Raw genomic sequence first — 16,463 nt, forward strand, 5'->3', positions numbered from 1 at the left:
CAGCGACAGGAACGAGAGTGCTTCTAGGTGAGCGACTTTATCGGAACGGGCCTGGGCAGCCCCTTCGCCGCGACCAGTTCTTCCTTGTATTCGGGCGAAACCAGGCCACCGGAAATTAGAAGCTTGGCGCCATCCTCCGGGCTCATGTCGAGCACCGTGATCTTTTCGCGCGGAACGAAAACCAGAAAGCCGGCCGTAGGCACGGGTGTCGGCGGCAGGAAGACCGCTACCATGTCCTGGCCCATGGCATTGAATTTCGAGGCGATTTCGCCCTTGGCATCCGTCGATATGAACACCATGGACCAGAGGCCGGGGCTCGGATATTCGATGAGGCCCACCTTCTTGAACGACGTGCCCTGCTCTTTCAGCACGGTTTCGAAGATCTGCTTGACGCTCTTATAGATCGTCCGCACCAGTGGCACGCGATTGACGATCGACTCGCCGAAACGGACGATGCTCTGGCCGATCAGGTTCTTGGCGAGAAAACCGACGAGCGTAATGAAGATCATCGCGATGATCAGGCCAGTGCCGGGAACGGCAAAATTCAGATAGCTCTCGGGGTCGTAGCGCGCGGGAATATAGGGGCGGACCCAGCTATCGGCCCAATGCACGACGGACCAGGTCAGCCAGAGCGTGATGGCAATCGGAGCGCATATGATCAGACCGGCCAGGAAATTGTTTCTGATCCGCGTGGTCACAGACATTTTGATGAGCTTTTCAGTCATTCGCCGCTCGAAAACTCCGTTCGGTCGCCTCCCGCTGACCGGCAAATCCTCCCCCACCGTCTCCTTCGGAAAGACTGCCAGAAATTGGGGCGGCATACAACCAGCCAGTCACGCCGCAGCGCCGAACGGACACCCTGCTCACGATGACGTGACTGCGAAAAGAGGCCGGCGGAAAAGCCTATTCCACCGTCACCGATTTGGCGAGGTTGCGCGGCTGATCGACGTCCGTGCCCATGAAGACGGCGGTGTGATAGGCGAGCAGCTGAATCGGCAGCGAGAAGATGATCGGCGCGATGATCTCGTCGACGACAGGCAAGGCAATGGTCGCCATCGTCGGCAGCGTCGATGCGGCCGCACCCGCCTCGTCGGTGATGAAGATGATTCGGCCGCCGCGTGCCGCCACTTCCTGCATGTTGGAAACCGTCTTGTCGAAGAAGCGGTCATGCGGCGCGATGACGATGACAGGCATGTTCTCGTCGATCAGGGCGATCGGCCCGTGTTTCAGCTCGCCGGCCGCATAACCCTCGGCATGGATGTAGGAGATTTCCTTCAGCTTCAGCGCACCTTCCATGGCGAGCGGGAAGCTGGTGCCGCGACCGAGATAGAGCACATCCTTGAACTTCGAAATCTCTCGCGCCAGGCTTTCCATCTGCGGCTGGATGATATTCAGGACATTGGCCATGATACGCGGCATCTCGACGAGATGGCGCACCATTTCCTGTTCATCCGTAGCGCTGACGGTACCGCGCGCGACACCCGCTCCGATCGCCAGCGATGCGAGAACGGCAAGCTGGCAGGTGAAGGCCTTCGTCGAGGCAACGCCGATCTCGGGACCGGCCATGATTGGAAACACGGCATCGGCTTCGCGCGCGATGGTCGATTCCTTGACGTTGACGACGGCGCCGATCTTCAGGCCGTTGTCGCGGCAGTAACGCAGCGAAGCCAGCGTATCGGCCGTCTCGCCGGACTGTGAAATGAACAGCGCCGCCTGCGAGGGCGACAGCGGCATCTCGCGGTAGCGGAATTCGGAGGCGACGTCGATCTCGACCGGCAGGCGCGCATAGCGCTCGAACCAGTATTTGCCGATCAAGCCGGCAAGATAGGCCGTGCCGCAGGCGGAAATCGCCAGGCCGGAAACACCGTCGAAATCGATCGCCGACGCACCTGGGCGCACGCGATGGCTGGCAAAATCGACATATTGGCTGAGCGCGTGCGAAATGACCTCCGGCTGCTCGTAGATTTCCTTCTCCATGAAGTGGCGATGATTGCCCTTGTCGACAACATAGGCGGTCGCCTGGGAGATCTGCCGCGGCCTGGTTACTTCATTGCCATTGAAATCGAGAATGGTCGCGCCGGCATGCGTGACGATCGCGCAGTCGCCATCGACGAGATAGGTGATCTCGTTGGTGAAGGGTGCAAGGGCAATCGCATCCGAGCCGAGGAACATTTCGCCCTTGCCGTACCCCACGGCAAGCGGCGGGCCGGAACGCGCCGCTATCAGCGTGTCGGGATCGTTCTCAAACATCACGGCCAATGCGTAGGCACCGGTCACGCGGTTCAGCATCTTCAGCATTGCGGCGCGGGGCTCGAGACCTTCGCGGATATGGTTTGCGAGCAGGTGTGCAACGACTTCCGTGTCCGTCTGCGAAGCAAACACCTTGCCTTCGGCCTTCAGTTCCTCGCGCAGTTCGGAAAAGTTTTCGATGATGCCGTTGTGGACGACGGCAACACCCTCGACGAAATGCGGGTGGGCATTGGTCTCATTCGGAACGCCGTGCGTTGCCCAGCGTGTGTGGGCAATGCCCGTCGTGCCGGGCAGAGGATCCGTCTCCAGCCGCTTCTCCAGATTGAAGAGCTTTCCTTCCGCGCGGCGGCGATCCATCACGCCGTCATGGATCGTTGCGACACCGGCCGAATCATAGCCGCGGTATTCGAGACGCCGCAGCGCGTCCACCAAGCGGTCCGCCACAGGCTTCGTTCCGACGATCCCAACAATACCGCACATACAACTCTCCGTCTGGCCTCAAATATGAGGGCAAGTCCTAATCGTTCCTGCAATTTTCTCAATTGCCGTAACGGTCACTTTCGATTTCGGACCGTTACGCCGGCAGCCCAAAGATTTAGTGGTCGCTCTTCTTCGCTGCCTTGATGGCGAGCGCCCGCTCGCGCAGGACCTTGGCACGTTCCGGCTTGATTTCCTGGCGTGCACGGCCGAAGGCCAAGGCTTCAGCCGGAACATCATCCGTGATGACGCTGCCGGACGCAATATAGGCGCCGTCTCCGATACGAATGGGCGCGACCAGCGAGGAGTTGGACCCGACGAACGCGTTGGCGCCGATATGGGTCTCGTATTTGTTCACCCCGTCATAGTTGCAGGTGATCGTGCCGGCGCCGATGTTGCTGCCGCCGCCGATCGTCGCGTCGCCGATATAGGTCAGATGGTTGACCTTGGCGCCCTCGCCGATCTTGCCGTTCTTGACCTCGCAGAAATTGCCGACTTTGGCGCCGCCGGCAAGATCGGCTCCCGGACGCAGCCGCGCAAAGGGTCCGACCGTCGCGCCGGCGCTGACATGCGCGCCTTCGATATGCGAGAAGGCATGGATGATCGCGCCGCCTTCGATGACCGCTCCCGGGCCGAACACGACATTCGGCTCGATCAGCGCGTCCTGGCCGATGACCGTATCGTAGGCAAGAAACACGGTCTCGGGCGCGATCATGGTAACACCGGACAGCATCAGTTCGTGCCTACGCCGCTCCTGCCAGAGACGCTCGATGAAAGCGAGTTCGGCGCGGTTGTTGCAGCCGGTCATCTCGACCTCAGGCGCATCGACGGCCACGGCGCGGCCGCCAAGCGACCGGGCGATCTCGACGAGATCGGTGAGATAATATTCGCCCTTGGCATTATCGTTGCCGATGCGGTCGAGCAGATCGAGCGCCTTACGGCCGTTGATCGCCATCAAGCCGCTGTTGCACCAGGTCACCGCCAGCTCGGCATCCGTCGCATCCTTTGCCTCGCGGATCGCGATCAATTCGCCATCCTTGACCAGCAGCCGGCCATAGGCATTCGGGTTGTCGGTGTGAAAGCCGATGACGACGACATCATTGCCGTCTGCGAGCCCTTGCCGGGCGGCGCGAAGCGGAGCGTCAGTCAGCAGCGGCACATCTCCATAGGCAACGAGAATATCGTCATACCCTCGCGCGATCGCCTCGCGCGCAGCCAACACGGCATGACCGGTGCCAAGGCGCTCTTTCTGCAGATAGGGTTCGACCGTCATGCCGCCGATTGACGCCGCCGCGCTGACTTCATCGGGGTTGCGCCCGACAACCAGCGCCGCCGCCGAAATATCCGTCTTGGCGATCGCCTCCATCACGTGCGCGATCATCGGGCGACCGGCAATCGGATGCAGAACCTTCGACATCGACGATTTCATGCGGGTACTGTCGCCGGCGGCGAGAATGATGGCGAGGCAGGTACGTTCCATTTCGGGCTCCGAGATATACGATCAGGCGTTGCCCGCTGATGGGCACAGTCTCCTCATAGCAACTAGTCGAGCGATGAACTACGGCGAAATTAGAGACGGGCGTCAGGCCTGGGCAAGAGCGGCAAAACCCTCGAGGACGTGCTGACGCCCATCAATGATCACAAACTCCATGGCCTTATGCGCAGCCGGGCCGTCCCGCGCCGCAATGGCATCGACGATCGCCATATGCGTGTCGGCAATATTGGCGAAGCCGTTGCTGGAGGGTGGCGCGCTCATGCGGAACATGCCGACCAACGCCGCCTCGATGAGCCCGCCGAGCGACCGCATGAACGGATTTTGCGACGCTTCGGTGATTGCCAGATGGAAATGCAGGTCGGCAACGGCAAGACTGTCCGACGTATGATGCGGAGCGGCCATGGAGGCCGCGAGCCGGCGCAAGAGATCGATGTCCTCGCGGCTGGCGCGCTCCGCCACCAGGCTAGCAGCGAACGGCTCGAAAGCCATGCGTATATCGTAGAGATGGAGAAGGAACTCCTTGTTCACCCCGCTTTCGAAGTGCCAGTTAAGCACTTCATTGTCGAACATGTTCCAATAAATTCTCTCGGTGACCCGAGTGCCGACCCGCGCGCGCGGCACGACCAGCCCTTTTGCCGCAAGAGTCTTCATGCTCTCACGCAGAACGGTGCGAGATACCTTGAAACGTTGCAGAAGCTCGCTATCGCCGGGAAGGATGGTGCCGATCGGAAAGGCTCCGGAGACGATCGCCTTGCCAAGATCGTCGACGACCTGAGCATGGCTCGTTCGTGACTTTCTCTCGGTTTTTCTGGTATCAAGCAATCGGCTGCGCAAGCGCTCTGTCCTTCCCCTCAGGCATATCGTCGATTGAAACGGGAAAGCAGCAGAAGGCCTTTCTGCATCAGAATAAATGCAAACAGCAATAAGCCGATCAATATCTTCGTCCACCAGCTGGAAAGCGTTCCATCGAAGGTGATGTAGGTCTGAATCAGGCCCTGAATGAGAATTCCGATGAGTGTTCCCCCGACGAACCCCGCCCCTCCCGTCAGCAGTGTTCCGCCTATGACCACGGCAGCGATGGCATCAAGCTCAACGCCAACCGTGGCAAGCGAATATCCAGCGGATGTATAAATTGAAAAAACGATTCCGGATAGACCGGCGAGAAAGCCGGACAAAGCATAGATCCGGATCGTCGTGCGACCGACCGGCACGCCCATGAGTTCCGCCGTCTGCACGCCGCCACCCAAAGCGTAGACATTGGCGCCGAAACGGGTGCGGTGAGCAAGGACGATGCCGCCGGCAAAGACCAACAGCATAAGACCGCCGATCAATGTCAACCGGCCGCCACCGGGCATCAGCCAATAGAGATCGTTCAATTGCGAATAGAAATCGTGCTCGATCGGGATGCTGTCGATGGACAGCACGAAGGCTATGCCCCGCGCCAGGAACATGCCGGCCAGCGTCACGATGAAGGGCGGCATGCTGAGATAATGGATGATGGCGCCCATGCCGGCGCCGAAGATCGTCGTGATGACGAGAACCAGGGCGAAAGCCACCAAGGGATGAATCGTCGTATCGCGAAGGATGACTGCCAGGAAAACGCCGGTAAAGGCGATGACCGAGCCGATGGACAGATCGATCCCGCCGGAAATGATCACGAATGTCATGCCGACGGCCGCAATTCCCAGAAAAGCATTGTCGGTCAATAGATTGCCGATCACCCGCGTCGACAGCATGTTCGGATATTGCGTCACGCAGCCGGCATAAGCCAGGATGAAGATAACGATGGTCGCAAGCAGCGGAAGATATTTCGAATTCACTTTGCCTGCTCCTTTTGCACCATCTGCCCCTCGACTCGGCGGCGCCAGAAGAATGACGTGGCGGATTGCATCGCCGGGGACTGGATGACCAGAATGACGATGACGATGATCGCCTTGATCACCAGATTGAACTCCGGCGGAAAGCCGGAGAGCAGGATGCCCGTATTGACCGATTGAATGATCATCGCACCGATCAGCGAACCGACGATGCTGAAGCGGCCACCGAGCAGCGAATTGCCACCGACGACGACGGCAAGAATCGCATCCAGCTCGAGCCATAAGCCGGCATTGTTGGCATCAGCGCCTTTGATATCGGCTGAAACGATGATGCCGGCGATGGAAGCACAAAGCCCGCTCAATGCATAAACCGCCACGAGCAGGACCGGGGTTTGAATACCCGAGAGCGTGCTCGCCCGGCGGTTGATACCAATTGCTTCGACCAGCATCCCAAGCGCCGTGCGCCGGACGAGAAGGATCACGACAAGTGCGGCGACAAACCAGATCACCACGGGCATCGGGAAGGCCGCGAAGGAACCGCTGCCGAGAAAGATCAGCCCGTCATTGTTGAACGTGAGGATCGCACCCTCGGTGATCAATTGCGCGATGCCGCGACCGGCCACCATCAGCACCAGCGTTGCGATGATCGGCTGGATATCGAGCGTGGCGACAAGGAAGCCATTCCATAGGCCGCAAGCCAGGCCGATGCCGAGGGTCAGAAACAGCGTATAGGTCAGCGAATAGCCGGAAACGATCGACGATGCCGCCACGGCGCCGCATATTGCGATCACCGCGCCGACCGAAAGATCGATCCCCTTGGTGGCAATGACCAACGTCATGCCGATGGACAGCAGCGCCACCGGTGCGCCGCGATTGAGCACATCAATCAGACTCCCGTAGAGTCTTCCATTTTGAATTTCTAGATGAAAAAAATGCGGGAACATAATGAAATTCAACAGAAGAATTACCGCGAGCGCAATGAGCTGCGGCAGCAACCGAAGCAAGGATGCCTTGATTTGCGAGCTCATGCGTCTTCCTTTGCATTCTGAGCCGTGGCAATGGCCTCGACGATATTTCCGGCGGTTATCCCGCTGCCGGTCAACTCGGCAATGTGTTCGCGGTCGCGCAGGACGATGACGCGTGAACTATAGGCGACAAGCTCCTCAAGTTCAGACGAAATGACCACCAGGGACATGCCCTGCCGGCAAAGATCTTCGATCAGCCGGATGATTTCGGCATGGGCGCCGACATCGATGCCGCGGGTCGGCTCGTCCAGGATCAGGAAATTCGGATTGGTCGCCAGCCATCGCGCGAGGATCGCCTTTTGCTGGTTGCCGCCCGAAAGAAGCCGGATGGGCTTTTCCCGATCGGTCGTGCGGATATCCAGTGCCTTGATGTAGCGATCGGCGATGGCGTTCTGCTCGCTGCGCGCGAGAGGTCTGGCCCAACCGCGCCGCGCCTGCAGCGCCATGATAATGTTTTCCCGAATGGAAAGATCGCCGATGATGCCGTCCGTCTTGCGGTCTTCCGGGCAGAAGCCGAAGCCGCGCTTGATCGCAGCCCGGGGGCTGGAAAGCGTCACCGTATTACCGTCGATCTTCGCTTCGCCGCTATCGGCACGCTCGACGCCGAAAAGCACTTCGGCGGTTTCGGTGCGGCCGGAGCCAAGCAGGCCGGCGATGCCGACCACCTCTCCGACATGCACCTCCATGTTGAAGGGCTTGATCTTGCCGCGCTTGCCGAAATTCGTGAAATGATATCTGACCGGACCGCTTTCCGTCTCGGTCTGCCTCACCGTGCTTTCCGTCTCGGCGAGCTCGCGGCCGAGCATCATGGCGATCAGGGTCTGCCGCGGCAGACCATTCGCTTCGCGCGTGCCGACCAGACGACCGTTGCGAAGAACGGTAATGCGATCGCAGATCTCGTAGACCTGCTCAAGAAAATGCGTGATGAAGACGATCCCCAGGCCACGCTCCTTCAATCGCCTGACGATGCCGAACAGCATTTCGACTTCATGCGTATCGAGGCTTGCCGTCGGCTCATCGAGAATCAGCACCTTGCCGGAGAGATCGACGGCGCGGGCAATCGCGATCACCTGCTGTATGGCAACGGAGAAGCGGTCGAGCTGGCGGTTGACATCGATATCCATGCCGTATTGCGACAGCAGGTCTCTCGCCATGCCGTTCATGATGCGGCTGCTGACCATGCCGAACCGCCGCGGCTGGCGACCGAGAAACAGGTTTTCCGCGACGCTCAGATTGGGCAGCAGGTTCACTTCCTGGTAGACGGTTCCGATGCCGAGCTTCTGCGCCGCCAGCGTGTCATGCGGATCGATCTCGGCGCCGTCGAGAACCAGAGTGCCGCCGTCGCGGCGATAGGCGCCGGTCATGCACTTGATCAGTGTGGATTTTCCGGCGCCGTTCTCGCCGAGCAGCGCATGGACCTCGCCGCGCATCAACGTGAAATCGACATGATCGAGAGCGGTCGAACCGGGAAAATATTTACAAAAGCCTGTCGCTGTCAGAAGTCGCTCGACGTCTTGAGCCATGAAGCGCTGATGTCCTTGCATTGAGCCAATGGGCGAAAGCGATAGCCGGCGCATTGGCCTGATGCGCCGGCATCTCGCACATGAATTCGCACCGGCGGCGTTGCCAGCCGGTACGATCAGCTTTTGTCTTAGTAGCCGAGGTCTTTCTTCTGCTCGTAGACCTTCTGCGGATCATCCGCTTGGGTGTAGAGCTTGGATTCCGTCTGGATCCACTTCGGCGGCTCCTTCTTGCTCTTCAGATACGCATCGAGCGCGTCGAAGGCAGGACCTGCCATATTCGGCGTCAGTTCGACGGTGGCGTTCGCCTCACCGGCAGCCATGGCCTTGAAGAGATCCGGAACCGAATCGATCGACACGGTCAGGATGTCCTTGCCCGGCTTCAGGCCGGCTTCCTTGATCGCCTGAATAGCGCCGACGGCCATGTCGTCGTTATGGGCGTAGAGCGCGCAGATATCCTTGCCGCCGTTTTCAGCCTTCAGGAAGCTTTCCATGACTTCCTTGCCCTTGGCGCGGGTGAAGTCACCGGTCTGGCTACGAACGATCTTCAGGTTGTCATGACCCTTGATGGCTTCCTCGAAGCCCTTCTTTCGGGCGATGGCCGGCGAAGAGCCGGTCGTGCCCTGCAGCTCGACGATGTTGCACTTCTTGTCGCCGACCGTCTTTACAAGCCAGTCACCGGCGACCTTGCCTTCATGAACCAGGTCGGACGTGACAGCTGTCAGATAAAGGTCCTTCGGTGCAGCAACCGTGCGGTCAAGCAGAATGACGGGGATCTTGGCTTCCTTGGCTTCCTTCAGGACAGCATCCCAGCCGGTCTCGACGACGGGCGCCAGCAGGATCGCATCGACGCCCTGCGCGATGAAGGAACGGATCGCCTTGATCTGGTTTTCCTGCTTCTGCTGCGCGTCTGCGAACTTCAGGTCAATGCCGCGCTTCTTGGCTTGCTGCTTCGTCAGCGTCGTTTCGGCCGCACGCCAACCGGACTCAGAACCGATTTGCGAGAATCCGACGACCAGGTCTTTAGCCGATGCCGACGTGAACATGCAGGCAGCAAGCATCGTCGCACTGATCAGTGCAGTCTTCAACTTCATGATTTCCTCCCAAAGGCCATTTCCTCAGGCCGCGGTCAAAAAAATCATATAGTAATACTTTTGTAAATCGACATTCGATGATGCAGTGCAACAAAAAGGGGCGCTTTAAGCGCCCCTTCTCAACTTAGACTATTTCATCTGCTTATTTCGAAGCGGGCAGCTTGTCGTCGACACCTTCGATGTAGAAGTTCATGCCGAGCAGCGTACCGTCATCGGCCTTTTCGCCTGCCTTCAGCCAGGGCGTTCCGTCCTGCTTGTTGATCAGGCCGGTGAAGGGAGCGAGCTCGCCTGACTTGATCTTGGCTTCGGTTTCCTGAGCCATCTTCTTCACGTCGTCGGGCATGTTGGTGTAATCGGCCATCTTCAGGATGCCGTCCTTCAGGCCGTCCCAGCTCTGTTCGGACTTCCAGGTGCCATCGAGCAGCGCGTGGACGCGCTTGGAGTAATAGTTACCCCAGGTGTCGACAATGGCGGTCAGCTGAGCCTTCGGGCCGGCGGCAATCATGTTGGACGCCTGACCGAACGCATGGATACCGCGCTCTTCGGCCACCTGCATCGGCGCCGTCGTGTCGGTGTGCTGCGTTAGGACATCGACGCCCTGGTCGACCATGGCTTTGGCGGCATCGGCTTCCTTGCCCGGATCGAACCAGGTGTTGACCCAGACGACCTTGAGCTTGAAGCTCGGATCGATCGAGCGGGCGCCCTGTTCGAAGGAATTGATGCCCATGACGACTTCCGGAATCGGGAAGGACGCGATGTAGGCGGCGCCGTGGTTCTTCGACGTCTTGGCGGCGATCTGGCCAAGGATGTAACGGCCTTCATAGAAACGCGAGTTATAGGTTGCGAGATTCGGGCCGCTCTTGAAGCCGGTCGCATGCTCGAACTTCACCTTCGGGAACTTGGCGGCAACCTTGACGGTCGCGTCCATGAAGCCGAACGAGGTGGAGAAGATCAGCGAGCAGCCGGAACGGGCAAGACGCTCGATGGCGCGCTCTGCGTCCGGGCCTTCCGGCACGTTTTCGAGATAGGGCGTCTCGATCTTGTTGCCGAACTCCTTCTGGACCTGCTGACGGCCGAGATCATGCGCCTGCGAATAGCCGCCATCCGTGTGCGAGCCGACATAGACGAAGCAGACCTTGGTCGGCGCGGCTTCTGCAGCGGCCGCAAAACCGATGATGGCAGCGGCTGTCGTGGCGAGGGCGAGTGTTAGTTTCTTCATGGTTACCCCTGTTGGTTTGACACTATGAAATCCGTCCGGTTCGTGTCTTCAGCGCTCCGGAACGAAGGCCTTGCCGAGCGACGCTGGCGTGTTGATCAAGGTCGCGCGGCGATTTTGAGAGATGATGACGAGAACCACAATAGTCGATGCATAGGGCAGCATCGACAGGAACTGCGAGGGAATGCCGACACCGAAGCCCTGCGCATGAAACTGCAGGATCGTCACGGCGCCGAAAAGATAGCCGCCGGCCATGACGCGCATCGGCCGCCAGGACGCAAAGACCACCAGCGCAAGCGTTACCCAGCCGCGGCCGGCCGACATGTTCTCGACCCATTGCGGCGTGTAGACGAGCGACAACTGAGCACCGGCAAGCCCGGCGCAGGCACCGCCGAACATGACGGCGAGATAGCGCGTGCGAATGACGTCGATGCCGAGCGCGTGGGCCGAGCCATGACTGTCGCCCACGGCGCGCAGCTTGAGGCCGGCACGGCTGCGGAAAAGGAACCAGTTGACCCCGATCAGCAGCGCAATCGAGAGGTAGAAGGTCAGATCCTGCCTGAACAGTACCGAGCCAATCAGTGGAATGTCCGACAGAAACGGGAAGACGATCTCATGCAGCTGCACGCCCGGCACGCTGACATAACCTTCGCCGATCATGCCGGAAAGGCCGAGGCCTAGGATGGTCAGCGCCAGGCCGGTCGCAACCTGGTTCGTGACCAGCGTCAGGGTGAGGAAGCCGAACAGCAGCGAAAACAGCGCACCCGCGACGATGCCGGTCAGCAGGCCGACATAGGGAGATCCGCTCACCTGCGCCCCGACGAAAGCGGCAACGGCACCGATGATCATCATGCCTTCGACACCGAGGTTGAGCACGCCCGAACGTTCCACCACCAGTTCGCCGAGGCCGGCAATGACGAGCGGCGTCGACGCCGTGATGATGGTGAGAAGGATTGCTTCGAAGACACTCATGCCGCACCCCCCCGAACTCGCGACCAGACCAGGCGAATCTTGTAATAGATCAGCGTGTCGCAGGAGAGCACGAAAAACAGCAGCAGGCCCTGGAAGACGCTGGCCGCCTTGGCGGAGATACCCGGCGACAATTGTGCCGCTTCGCCGCCGAGATAGGTCAGCGCCAGCACGAGGCCGGACAGGATGGCTCCGAGCGGATTGAGACGTGCGAGGAAGGCAACGATGATGGCGGTGAAGCCGTAGCCCGGCGATATCGCCGGCTGCAGATGGCCGATGGAGCCGGAAACTTCGGATATACCGGCCAATCCCGCGAGCGCACCGGAGAAGAGGAAGGCAAACCAGACCATTTTTCGCGAAGAGAAACCGGCAAAGCGCCCTGCCCGCGCCGATTGTCCAAGCACGGTGATTTCAAAGCCTTTCAGCGTGTACTTCATCAGAAACCAGGCAAGGATCGCCGCGACCACGGCAAAGACGATGCCCCAATGCGCGCGTCCGGAATCCTCCCATATCGCCGGCAGCACCGCATCCGGCGGGAAATCGACGCTCTGCGGAAAATTGTGACCCTGGGGATCGCGCCACGGGCCACGCGACAACCAATCCAGAAACAGCTGGGCGATATAGACCAGCATCAGGCTCGTCAGGATCTCATTGGTATTGAAATGCGCTTTCAGGAGCGCTGGAATGGCCGCATAGAGCGCCCCGCCGACGGCGCCGGCGACCAGCATCAAAGGCAGGACTATCGGCGAATGCCAATCGGTGAAGACGATCGGGATGAACGATCCGGCGACGGCACCCATGGTAAACTGGCCCTCGGCACCGATATTCCAGTTGTTGGACCGGTAGCAAAGGCAAAGGCCGACGGCGATCAGGATCAGCGGCCCCGCCTTGATCGCCAGTTCGTGCAGCGACCAAACCTCCAGCAGAGGTTCGACGAAGAAGGCATTAAGCGCCTCGACGGGATCCTTGCCCATGACGGCGAACATGATGGTGCCGGCGATCAGCGCCAATGCGAGTGCCAGCAATGGCGACAGGAAGCCGAACAGCTTCGAGACCTGCGGGCGCTTTTCAAGTTCAATGCGCATGAGCAGGCTCCGAATGCGTCTTCGATTCGTGCTGACCGCCCATCAGCAGCCCGATCTTTTCACGGGTCAGTTCACGTGCCGGATAGGACGGCGACAGTCGCCCTTCGGAGATGACGGCGATGTCGGTCGCGACTTCGAAAATCTCATCGAGATCCTGGCTGATGACGAGCACGGCCGAACCGTCGCGGGCAAGATCGACCAGAGCCTGGCGGATGCGGCTGGCGGCGCCCGCATCCACGCCCCAGGTCGGCTGGTTGACGACGAGAACGCTCGGCTGACGATCCAGTTCGCGGCCGACGATGAACTTCTGCAGATTGCCGCCGGAAAGCGCGCCGGCCGCCGGATCCTCGCCGCTCTTGCGGACATCCATCGCCTCGCAGATCCGCTTCGTCGCCTGCTTGACCGCCCCGTGCCTGATGATATTGAGGAAGCGTCCGCTCAGAAACGCCTTGCGATCCGACTGATTGCGGGCGAGCACGAGATTGTCGGAGAGTTTCAATGCCGACACGGCGGCGTGACCATGGCGCTCTTCGGGCACGAAACCGGCACCCAGCAGCCGGCGCGCATTGATGCCCTTGGCACCCACAGCCTTGCCGCGCAACTGGACGAGATTATCCGATGCAACGGTGTATTCACCTGAAATGACATCGAACAACTCGCCCTGGCCGTTTCCGGCGACACCGGCAATCGCCAGCACCTCGCCGGCACGCACGCGCAGGGAAACATCCTTCAGCGACATGGCGAAGGGGGTTCGCGCAGATGCCGAAAGGCCCGCGACTTCCAGGAGGATATCCCCCTTCTTGTCCAAGCCTTCGTGATGTACGCTTGCGACATCACTGCCGACCATCATGCGGGCAAGCGAGCCCGTCGTTTCCTGCCGCGGATCGCAGGCGCCGGTTACCTTGCCATGGCGCAATACGGTGGCGCGCGAACAGATGCGCTGCACTTCCTCCAGCCGGTGGCTGATATAGAGCACCGAGCGCCCCTCGTCTCTCAGCTGGAACAGGGTTTCGAACAGACGATCGGCCTCCTGAGGCGTCAAAACGGAGGTGGGTTCGTCGAGAATGATCAGCTTCGGATTCTGCAGAAGCGCACGGACGATCTCGATGCGCTGCCGTTCGCCGACGGAAAGATCGGCGACATGCGCACTCGGATCGAGCGGCAGCCCATAGGCACGCGAAAGCTTTGCGGCTTCCTCGGAAATTCTTGCGAGCGGGATATTGCTGTCGAGCGAGAGCGCGATGTTTTCCGCGACGGTCAGCGCCTCGAACAGGGAGAAATGCTGGAACACCATGCCGATGCCGAGCTTGCGCGCCGTGCCAGGCGCGTCGATCGAAACAGGTTGTCCCTGCCATACGATCTGCCCATGCGATGGCTCGAGCACGCCGAACAGCATCTTCACGAGCGTGGATTTGCCTGCGCCGTTTTCACCGAGGAGAGCGTGAATTTCCCCTGGCTGGATTTCAAGATCGATTTCGCTGCAAGCCGCAAAACTGCCGAACAGTTTCGTCAATTTGCGAACCGACAATAGCGCACCGGTTGCCGGCGCATCAGATGACGACACGTTCCCCTCATTTCCTTCCCACCGACCTGTCCTTTACGGATCTATGGGATCAGTAGTGTAGTTCCACTCGTTTTCCTGGCTTCCAAATCCGCGTGCGCGCGCCCCGCATCAACAAGCGGATAAGTCTGATGAATATTGATACGCACTTTGCTGCTTTGCACAACAGCAAATAACGCGTTCGCGCTGGCTCTCAACTCGTCAGATGTGCCGATATAGGCAAAGAGACTCGGTCGGGTGGCGAAAAGCGAACCCTTCTGATTGAGGATGGCGAGATTGAAATTTTCGATCGGGCCGGACGATTGGCCGAAGGTGACCCACATGCCACGCGGCTTCAGGCAGTCGAGCGAATGTGGAAACGTGTCCTTGCCGACCGAATCGTAAACGACATCAACACCCTTGCCGCCGGTAATCTCCCGGACGCGGTCGGCAAAGTTTTCCCTGCTGTAGTCGATGACGTGGTCATAGCCATGCGCCAATGCCAGCTCGACCTTTTCCGCGGAGCCAGCCGTGCCGATGACGGTGCCGGCTCCAAGAGCCTTGGCCCATTGGCCGGCAATCAAGCCGACGCCGCCGGCGGCGGCGTGAAACAGCAAAGTCGTTCCCGGCCCCACCTTGAAGGTGCGGTTCAGCAGATATTCCGCGGTCATTCCTTTCAGCATCATCGATGCGGCGGTTTCGAGCGGGATATCATCAGGCACCTTGACCAGATGGCGGGTCTCGATATTGCGCTCGATGCTATAGGCGCCGTCGCTGCCGACATAGGCGACGCGATCGCCGACGACGAAATCAGTCACGCCAGGCCCGACCTCGGTGATCGTGCCCGCGGCTTCCTTGCCAAGCGACAATGGAAACTGAGGCACCTTGTAGAGACCGGAGCGGAAATAGACATCGATGAAATTGAGGCCGATCGCGGCATGGCGGATCCGCACCTCACCCGCGCCGGGAGGCGGCAGCTCCACCTCCTCCAGCTTCATGACATCGGGACCGCCATTTTCATGGATGCGAATGACCTTGGTCTTCTTCATGACGCGCAATCCTCATTGACGTCCGAGGGACGGGAAAAACTGCAGCACGGCCCCGATACAATAGAGATAAATACCGCTGCTGATAAAGAGGAAAACGGCCCATTGCGGCATGACGAAGTGCATCAGCAGCGAATAGACGCCGAGCGCCGACCAGAAAAGAAATATACCGAGGTTCAGCGGCCGCAGCCGCTTGACGCGCACGGGATGCAGGAAGTTGATCGGCAGGAAGGTCAAAACGACGGAAAAGCCGACGAGGATCATCGCCGTCGTGGCACTGGCATCGATGACGAAGAGCGTGAAGATCACCATGTTCCAGACGACCGGGAAGCCGGAGAAGAAATATTCATCCGTCTTCATGCCGGTATCCGCATAATAGATGGCGCTGGAGACCACGATCATGCCGGCCGCGACGAACGACCACGGCTCGCCGATCATGCCGCTTTCATAGAGCGCAAAGGCCGGCAGGAGCACATAGGTCACATAATCGATGATATTGTCGAGCGTGTCGCCGGACCAATTGGGAAGGACTTCCTTGACGCGAACCTTGCGCGCGATCGGTCCGTCGATGCCGTCGACCAGCAGCGCCAGGCCAAGCCACCAGAACATGTCGACAAAGCGATGCTCGGATGCGGCAACGACACCAAGAAAGGCGAGAAATGACCCCGAGGCCGTCAGAATATGAACGGAGAAGGCACGCATCTCCGCGTAAGGCACCCGCTTGTACTTGAAGATTTTCATCCGCCCCGTAACTCGCCTGCTTATGCGCCTGCCCCGGCAGGCGGTTTTTTTCGCTAATATGCATCCTTTGGTTTGCACCGCCAGCACAAAAGCGTCGATCCAGGCACGCTAGCGCGACTTGCTGTCATTTTCACCCGTTGCGATGTTTCATCCCATGGATTTCAACAGGCTAAGCGCTTATTTTCAGA

At 59.7% G+C, this 16,463-nt stretch carries 14 protein-coding genes; all 14 read right to left on the reverse strand.

The genetic code is table 11. The features are described from left to right. Positions 1 to 23: 23 nt before the first annotated feature. Positions 24 to 725, reverse strand: a complete 702-nt coding sequence (locus HGP12_RS02560) for a DUF502 domain-containing protein (RefSeq protein WP_168838971.1) — start codon at positions 723 to 725, stop codon at positions 24 to 26. A 178-nt stretch (positions 726 to 903) separates the two neighbouring features. Beyond that, entirely contained in the window at positions 904 to 2,730 is a 1,827-nt protein-coding gene (glmS, locus tag HGP12_RS02565; RefSeq protein ID WP_168838972.1) for a glutamine--fructose-6-phosphate transaminase (isomerizing), read from the reverse strand. Between the two features lie 115 nt (positions 2,731 to 2,845). Continuing rightward, positions 2,846 to 4,207 carry a bifunctional UDP-N-acetylglucosamine diphosphorylase/glucosamine-1-phosphate N-acetyltransferase GlmU gene (gene glmU / locus HGP12_RS02570; protein ID WP_168838973.1) on the reverse strand — a complete coding sequence of 454 codons (1,362 nt, stop codon included), beginning with the start codon at positions 4,205 to 4,207 and terminating at the stop codon, positions 2,846 to 2,848. 102 nt (positions 4,208 to 4,309) lie between these two features. Beyond that, complete coding sequence (locus HGP12_RS02575; protein ID WP_168838974.1) at positions 4,310 to 5,056, reverse strand: FadR/GntR family transcriptional regulator; 747 nt, start codon at positions 5,054 to 5,056, stop codon at positions 4,310 to 4,312. Between the two features lie 17 nt (positions 5,057 to 5,073). Next, complete coding sequence (gene yjfF / locus HGP12_RS02580) at positions 5,074 to 6,042, reverse strand: galactofuranose ABC transporter, permease protein YjfF (protein WP_168838975.1); 969 nt, start codon at positions 6,040 to 6,042, stop codon at positions 5,074 to 5,076. Next, complete coding sequence (locus HGP12_RS02585; RefSeq protein WP_168838976.1) at positions 6,039 to 7,067, reverse strand: ABC transporter permease; 1,029 nt, start codon at positions 7,065 to 7,067, stop codon at positions 6,039 to 6,041. The genes yjfF and HGP12_RS02585 overlap by 4 nt, the downstream gene beginning before the upstream one ends. After that, complete coding sequence (ytfR, locus tag HGP12_RS02590) at positions 7,064 to 8,587, reverse strand: galactofuranose ABC transporter, ATP-binding protein YtfR (protein WP_168838977.1); 1,524 nt, start codon at positions 8,585 to 8,587, stop codon at positions 7,064 to 7,066. The genes HGP12_RS02585 and ytfR overlap by 4 nt, the downstream gene beginning before the upstream one ends. A 128-nt stretch (positions 8,588 to 8,715) precedes the next feature. Further along, entirely contained in the window at positions 8,716 to 9,678 is a 963-nt protein-coding gene (gene ytfQ, locus HGP12_RS02595) for a galactofuranose ABC transporter, galactofuranose-binding protein YtfQ (RefSeq protein ID WP_168838978.1), read from the reverse strand. A 142-nt stretch (positions 9,679 to 9,820) separates the two neighbouring features. Further along, positions 9,821 to 10,897: a BMP family ABC transporter substrate-binding protein gene (locus HGP12_RS02600; protein ID WP_168838979.1), complete on the reverse strand. Its 1,077-nt coding sequence runs from the start codon at positions 10,895 to 10,897 to the stop codon at positions 9,821 to 9,823. 48 nt (positions 10,898 to 10,945) lie between these two features. Further along, positions 10,946 to 11,866: an ABC transporter permease gene (locus HGP12_RS02605; RefSeq protein ID WP_168838980.1), complete on the reverse strand. Its 921-nt coding sequence runs from the start codon at positions 11,864 to 11,866 to the stop codon at positions 10,946 to 10,948. Beyond that, complete coding sequence (locus tag HGP12_RS02610; RefSeq protein WP_168838981.1) at positions 11,863 to 12,948, reverse strand: ABC transporter permease; 1,086 nt, start codon at positions 12,946 to 12,948, stop codon at positions 11,863 to 11,865. The genes HGP12_RS02605 and HGP12_RS02610 overlap by 4 nt, the downstream gene beginning before the upstream one ends. Further along, a complete protein-coding gene (locus HGP12_RS02615) occupies positions 12,938 to 14,512 on the reverse strand; it encodes an ABC transporter ATP-binding protein (RefSeq protein ID WP_168838982.1) in 1,575 nt (524 codons plus the stop codon). Before HGP12_RS02615 ends, HGP12_RS02610 begins: the two co-directional genes overlap by 11 nt. Positions 14,513 to 14,553: 41 nt before the next feature. Continuing rightward, positions 14,554 to 15,537, reverse strand: a complete 984-nt coding sequence (locus HGP12_RS02620; protein ID WP_168838983.1) for a quinone oxidoreductase family protein — start codon at positions 15,535 to 15,537, stop codon at positions 14,554 to 14,556. A 12-nt stretch (positions 15,538 to 15,549) separates the two neighbouring features. After that, a complete protein-coding gene (pcsA, locus tag HGP12_RS02625; RefSeq protein ID WP_168838984.1) occupies positions 15,550 to 16,275 on the reverse strand; it encodes a phosphatidylcholine synthase in 726 nt (241 codons plus the stop codon). Positions 16,276 to 16,463: the final 188 nt, after the last annotated feature.

It is taken from the genome of Rhizobium sp. P28RR-XV, from assembly GCF_012641385.1.
Lineage (GTDB): Bacteria > Pseudomonadota > Alphaproteobacteria > Rhizobiales > Rhizobiaceae > Rhizobium.

Excerpts from the sequence above, each read along its gene's own strand:
- HGP12_RS02560 (WP_168838971.1), bottom strand. The coding sequence starts at position 725 with ATGACTGAAAAGCTCATCAAAATGTCTGTGACCACGCGGATCAGAAAC.
- HGP12_RS02600 (WP_168838979.1), bottom strand. The coding sequence starts at position 10,897 with ATGAAGAAACTAACACTCGCCCTCGCCACGACAGCCGCTGCCATCATC.
- HGP12_RS02585 (WP_168838976.1), bottom strand. The coding sequence starts at position 7,067 with ATGAGCTCGCAAATCAAGGCATCCTTGCTTCGGTTGCTGCCGCAGCTC.
- ytfQ (WP_168838978.1), bottom strand. The coding sequence starts at position 9,678 with ATGAAGTTGAAGACTGCACTGATCAGTGCGACGATGCTTGCTGCCTGC.
- HGP12_RS02605 (WP_168838980.1), bottom strand. The coding sequence starts at position 11,866 with ATGAGTGTCTTCGAAGCAATCCTTCTCACCATCATCACGGCGTCGACG.
- ytfR (WP_168838977.1), bottom strand. The coding sequence starts at position 8,587 with ATGGCTCAAGACGTCGAGCGACTTCTGACAGCGACAGGCTTTTGTAAA.
- HGP12_RS02610 (WP_168838981.1), bottom strand. The coding sequence starts at position 12,948 with ATGCGCATTGAACTTGAAAAGCGCCCGCAGGTCTCGAAGCTGTTCGGC.
- HGP12_RS02620 (WP_168838983.1), bottom strand. The coding sequence starts at position 15,537 with ATGAAGAAGACCAAGGTCATTCGCATCCATGAAAATGGCGGTCCCGAT.
- glmS (WP_168838972.1), bottom strand. The coding sequence starts at position 2,730 with ATGTGCGGTATTGTTGGGATCGTCGGAACGAAGCCTGTGGCGGACCGC.
- pcsA (WP_168838984.1), bottom strand. The coding sequence starts at position 16,275 with ATGAAAATCTTCAAGTACAAGCGGGTGCCTTACGCGGAGATGCGTGCC.
- glmU (WP_168838973.1), bottom strand. The coding sequence starts at position 4,207 with ATGGAACGTACCTGCCTCGCCATCATTCTCGCCGCCGGCGACAGTACC.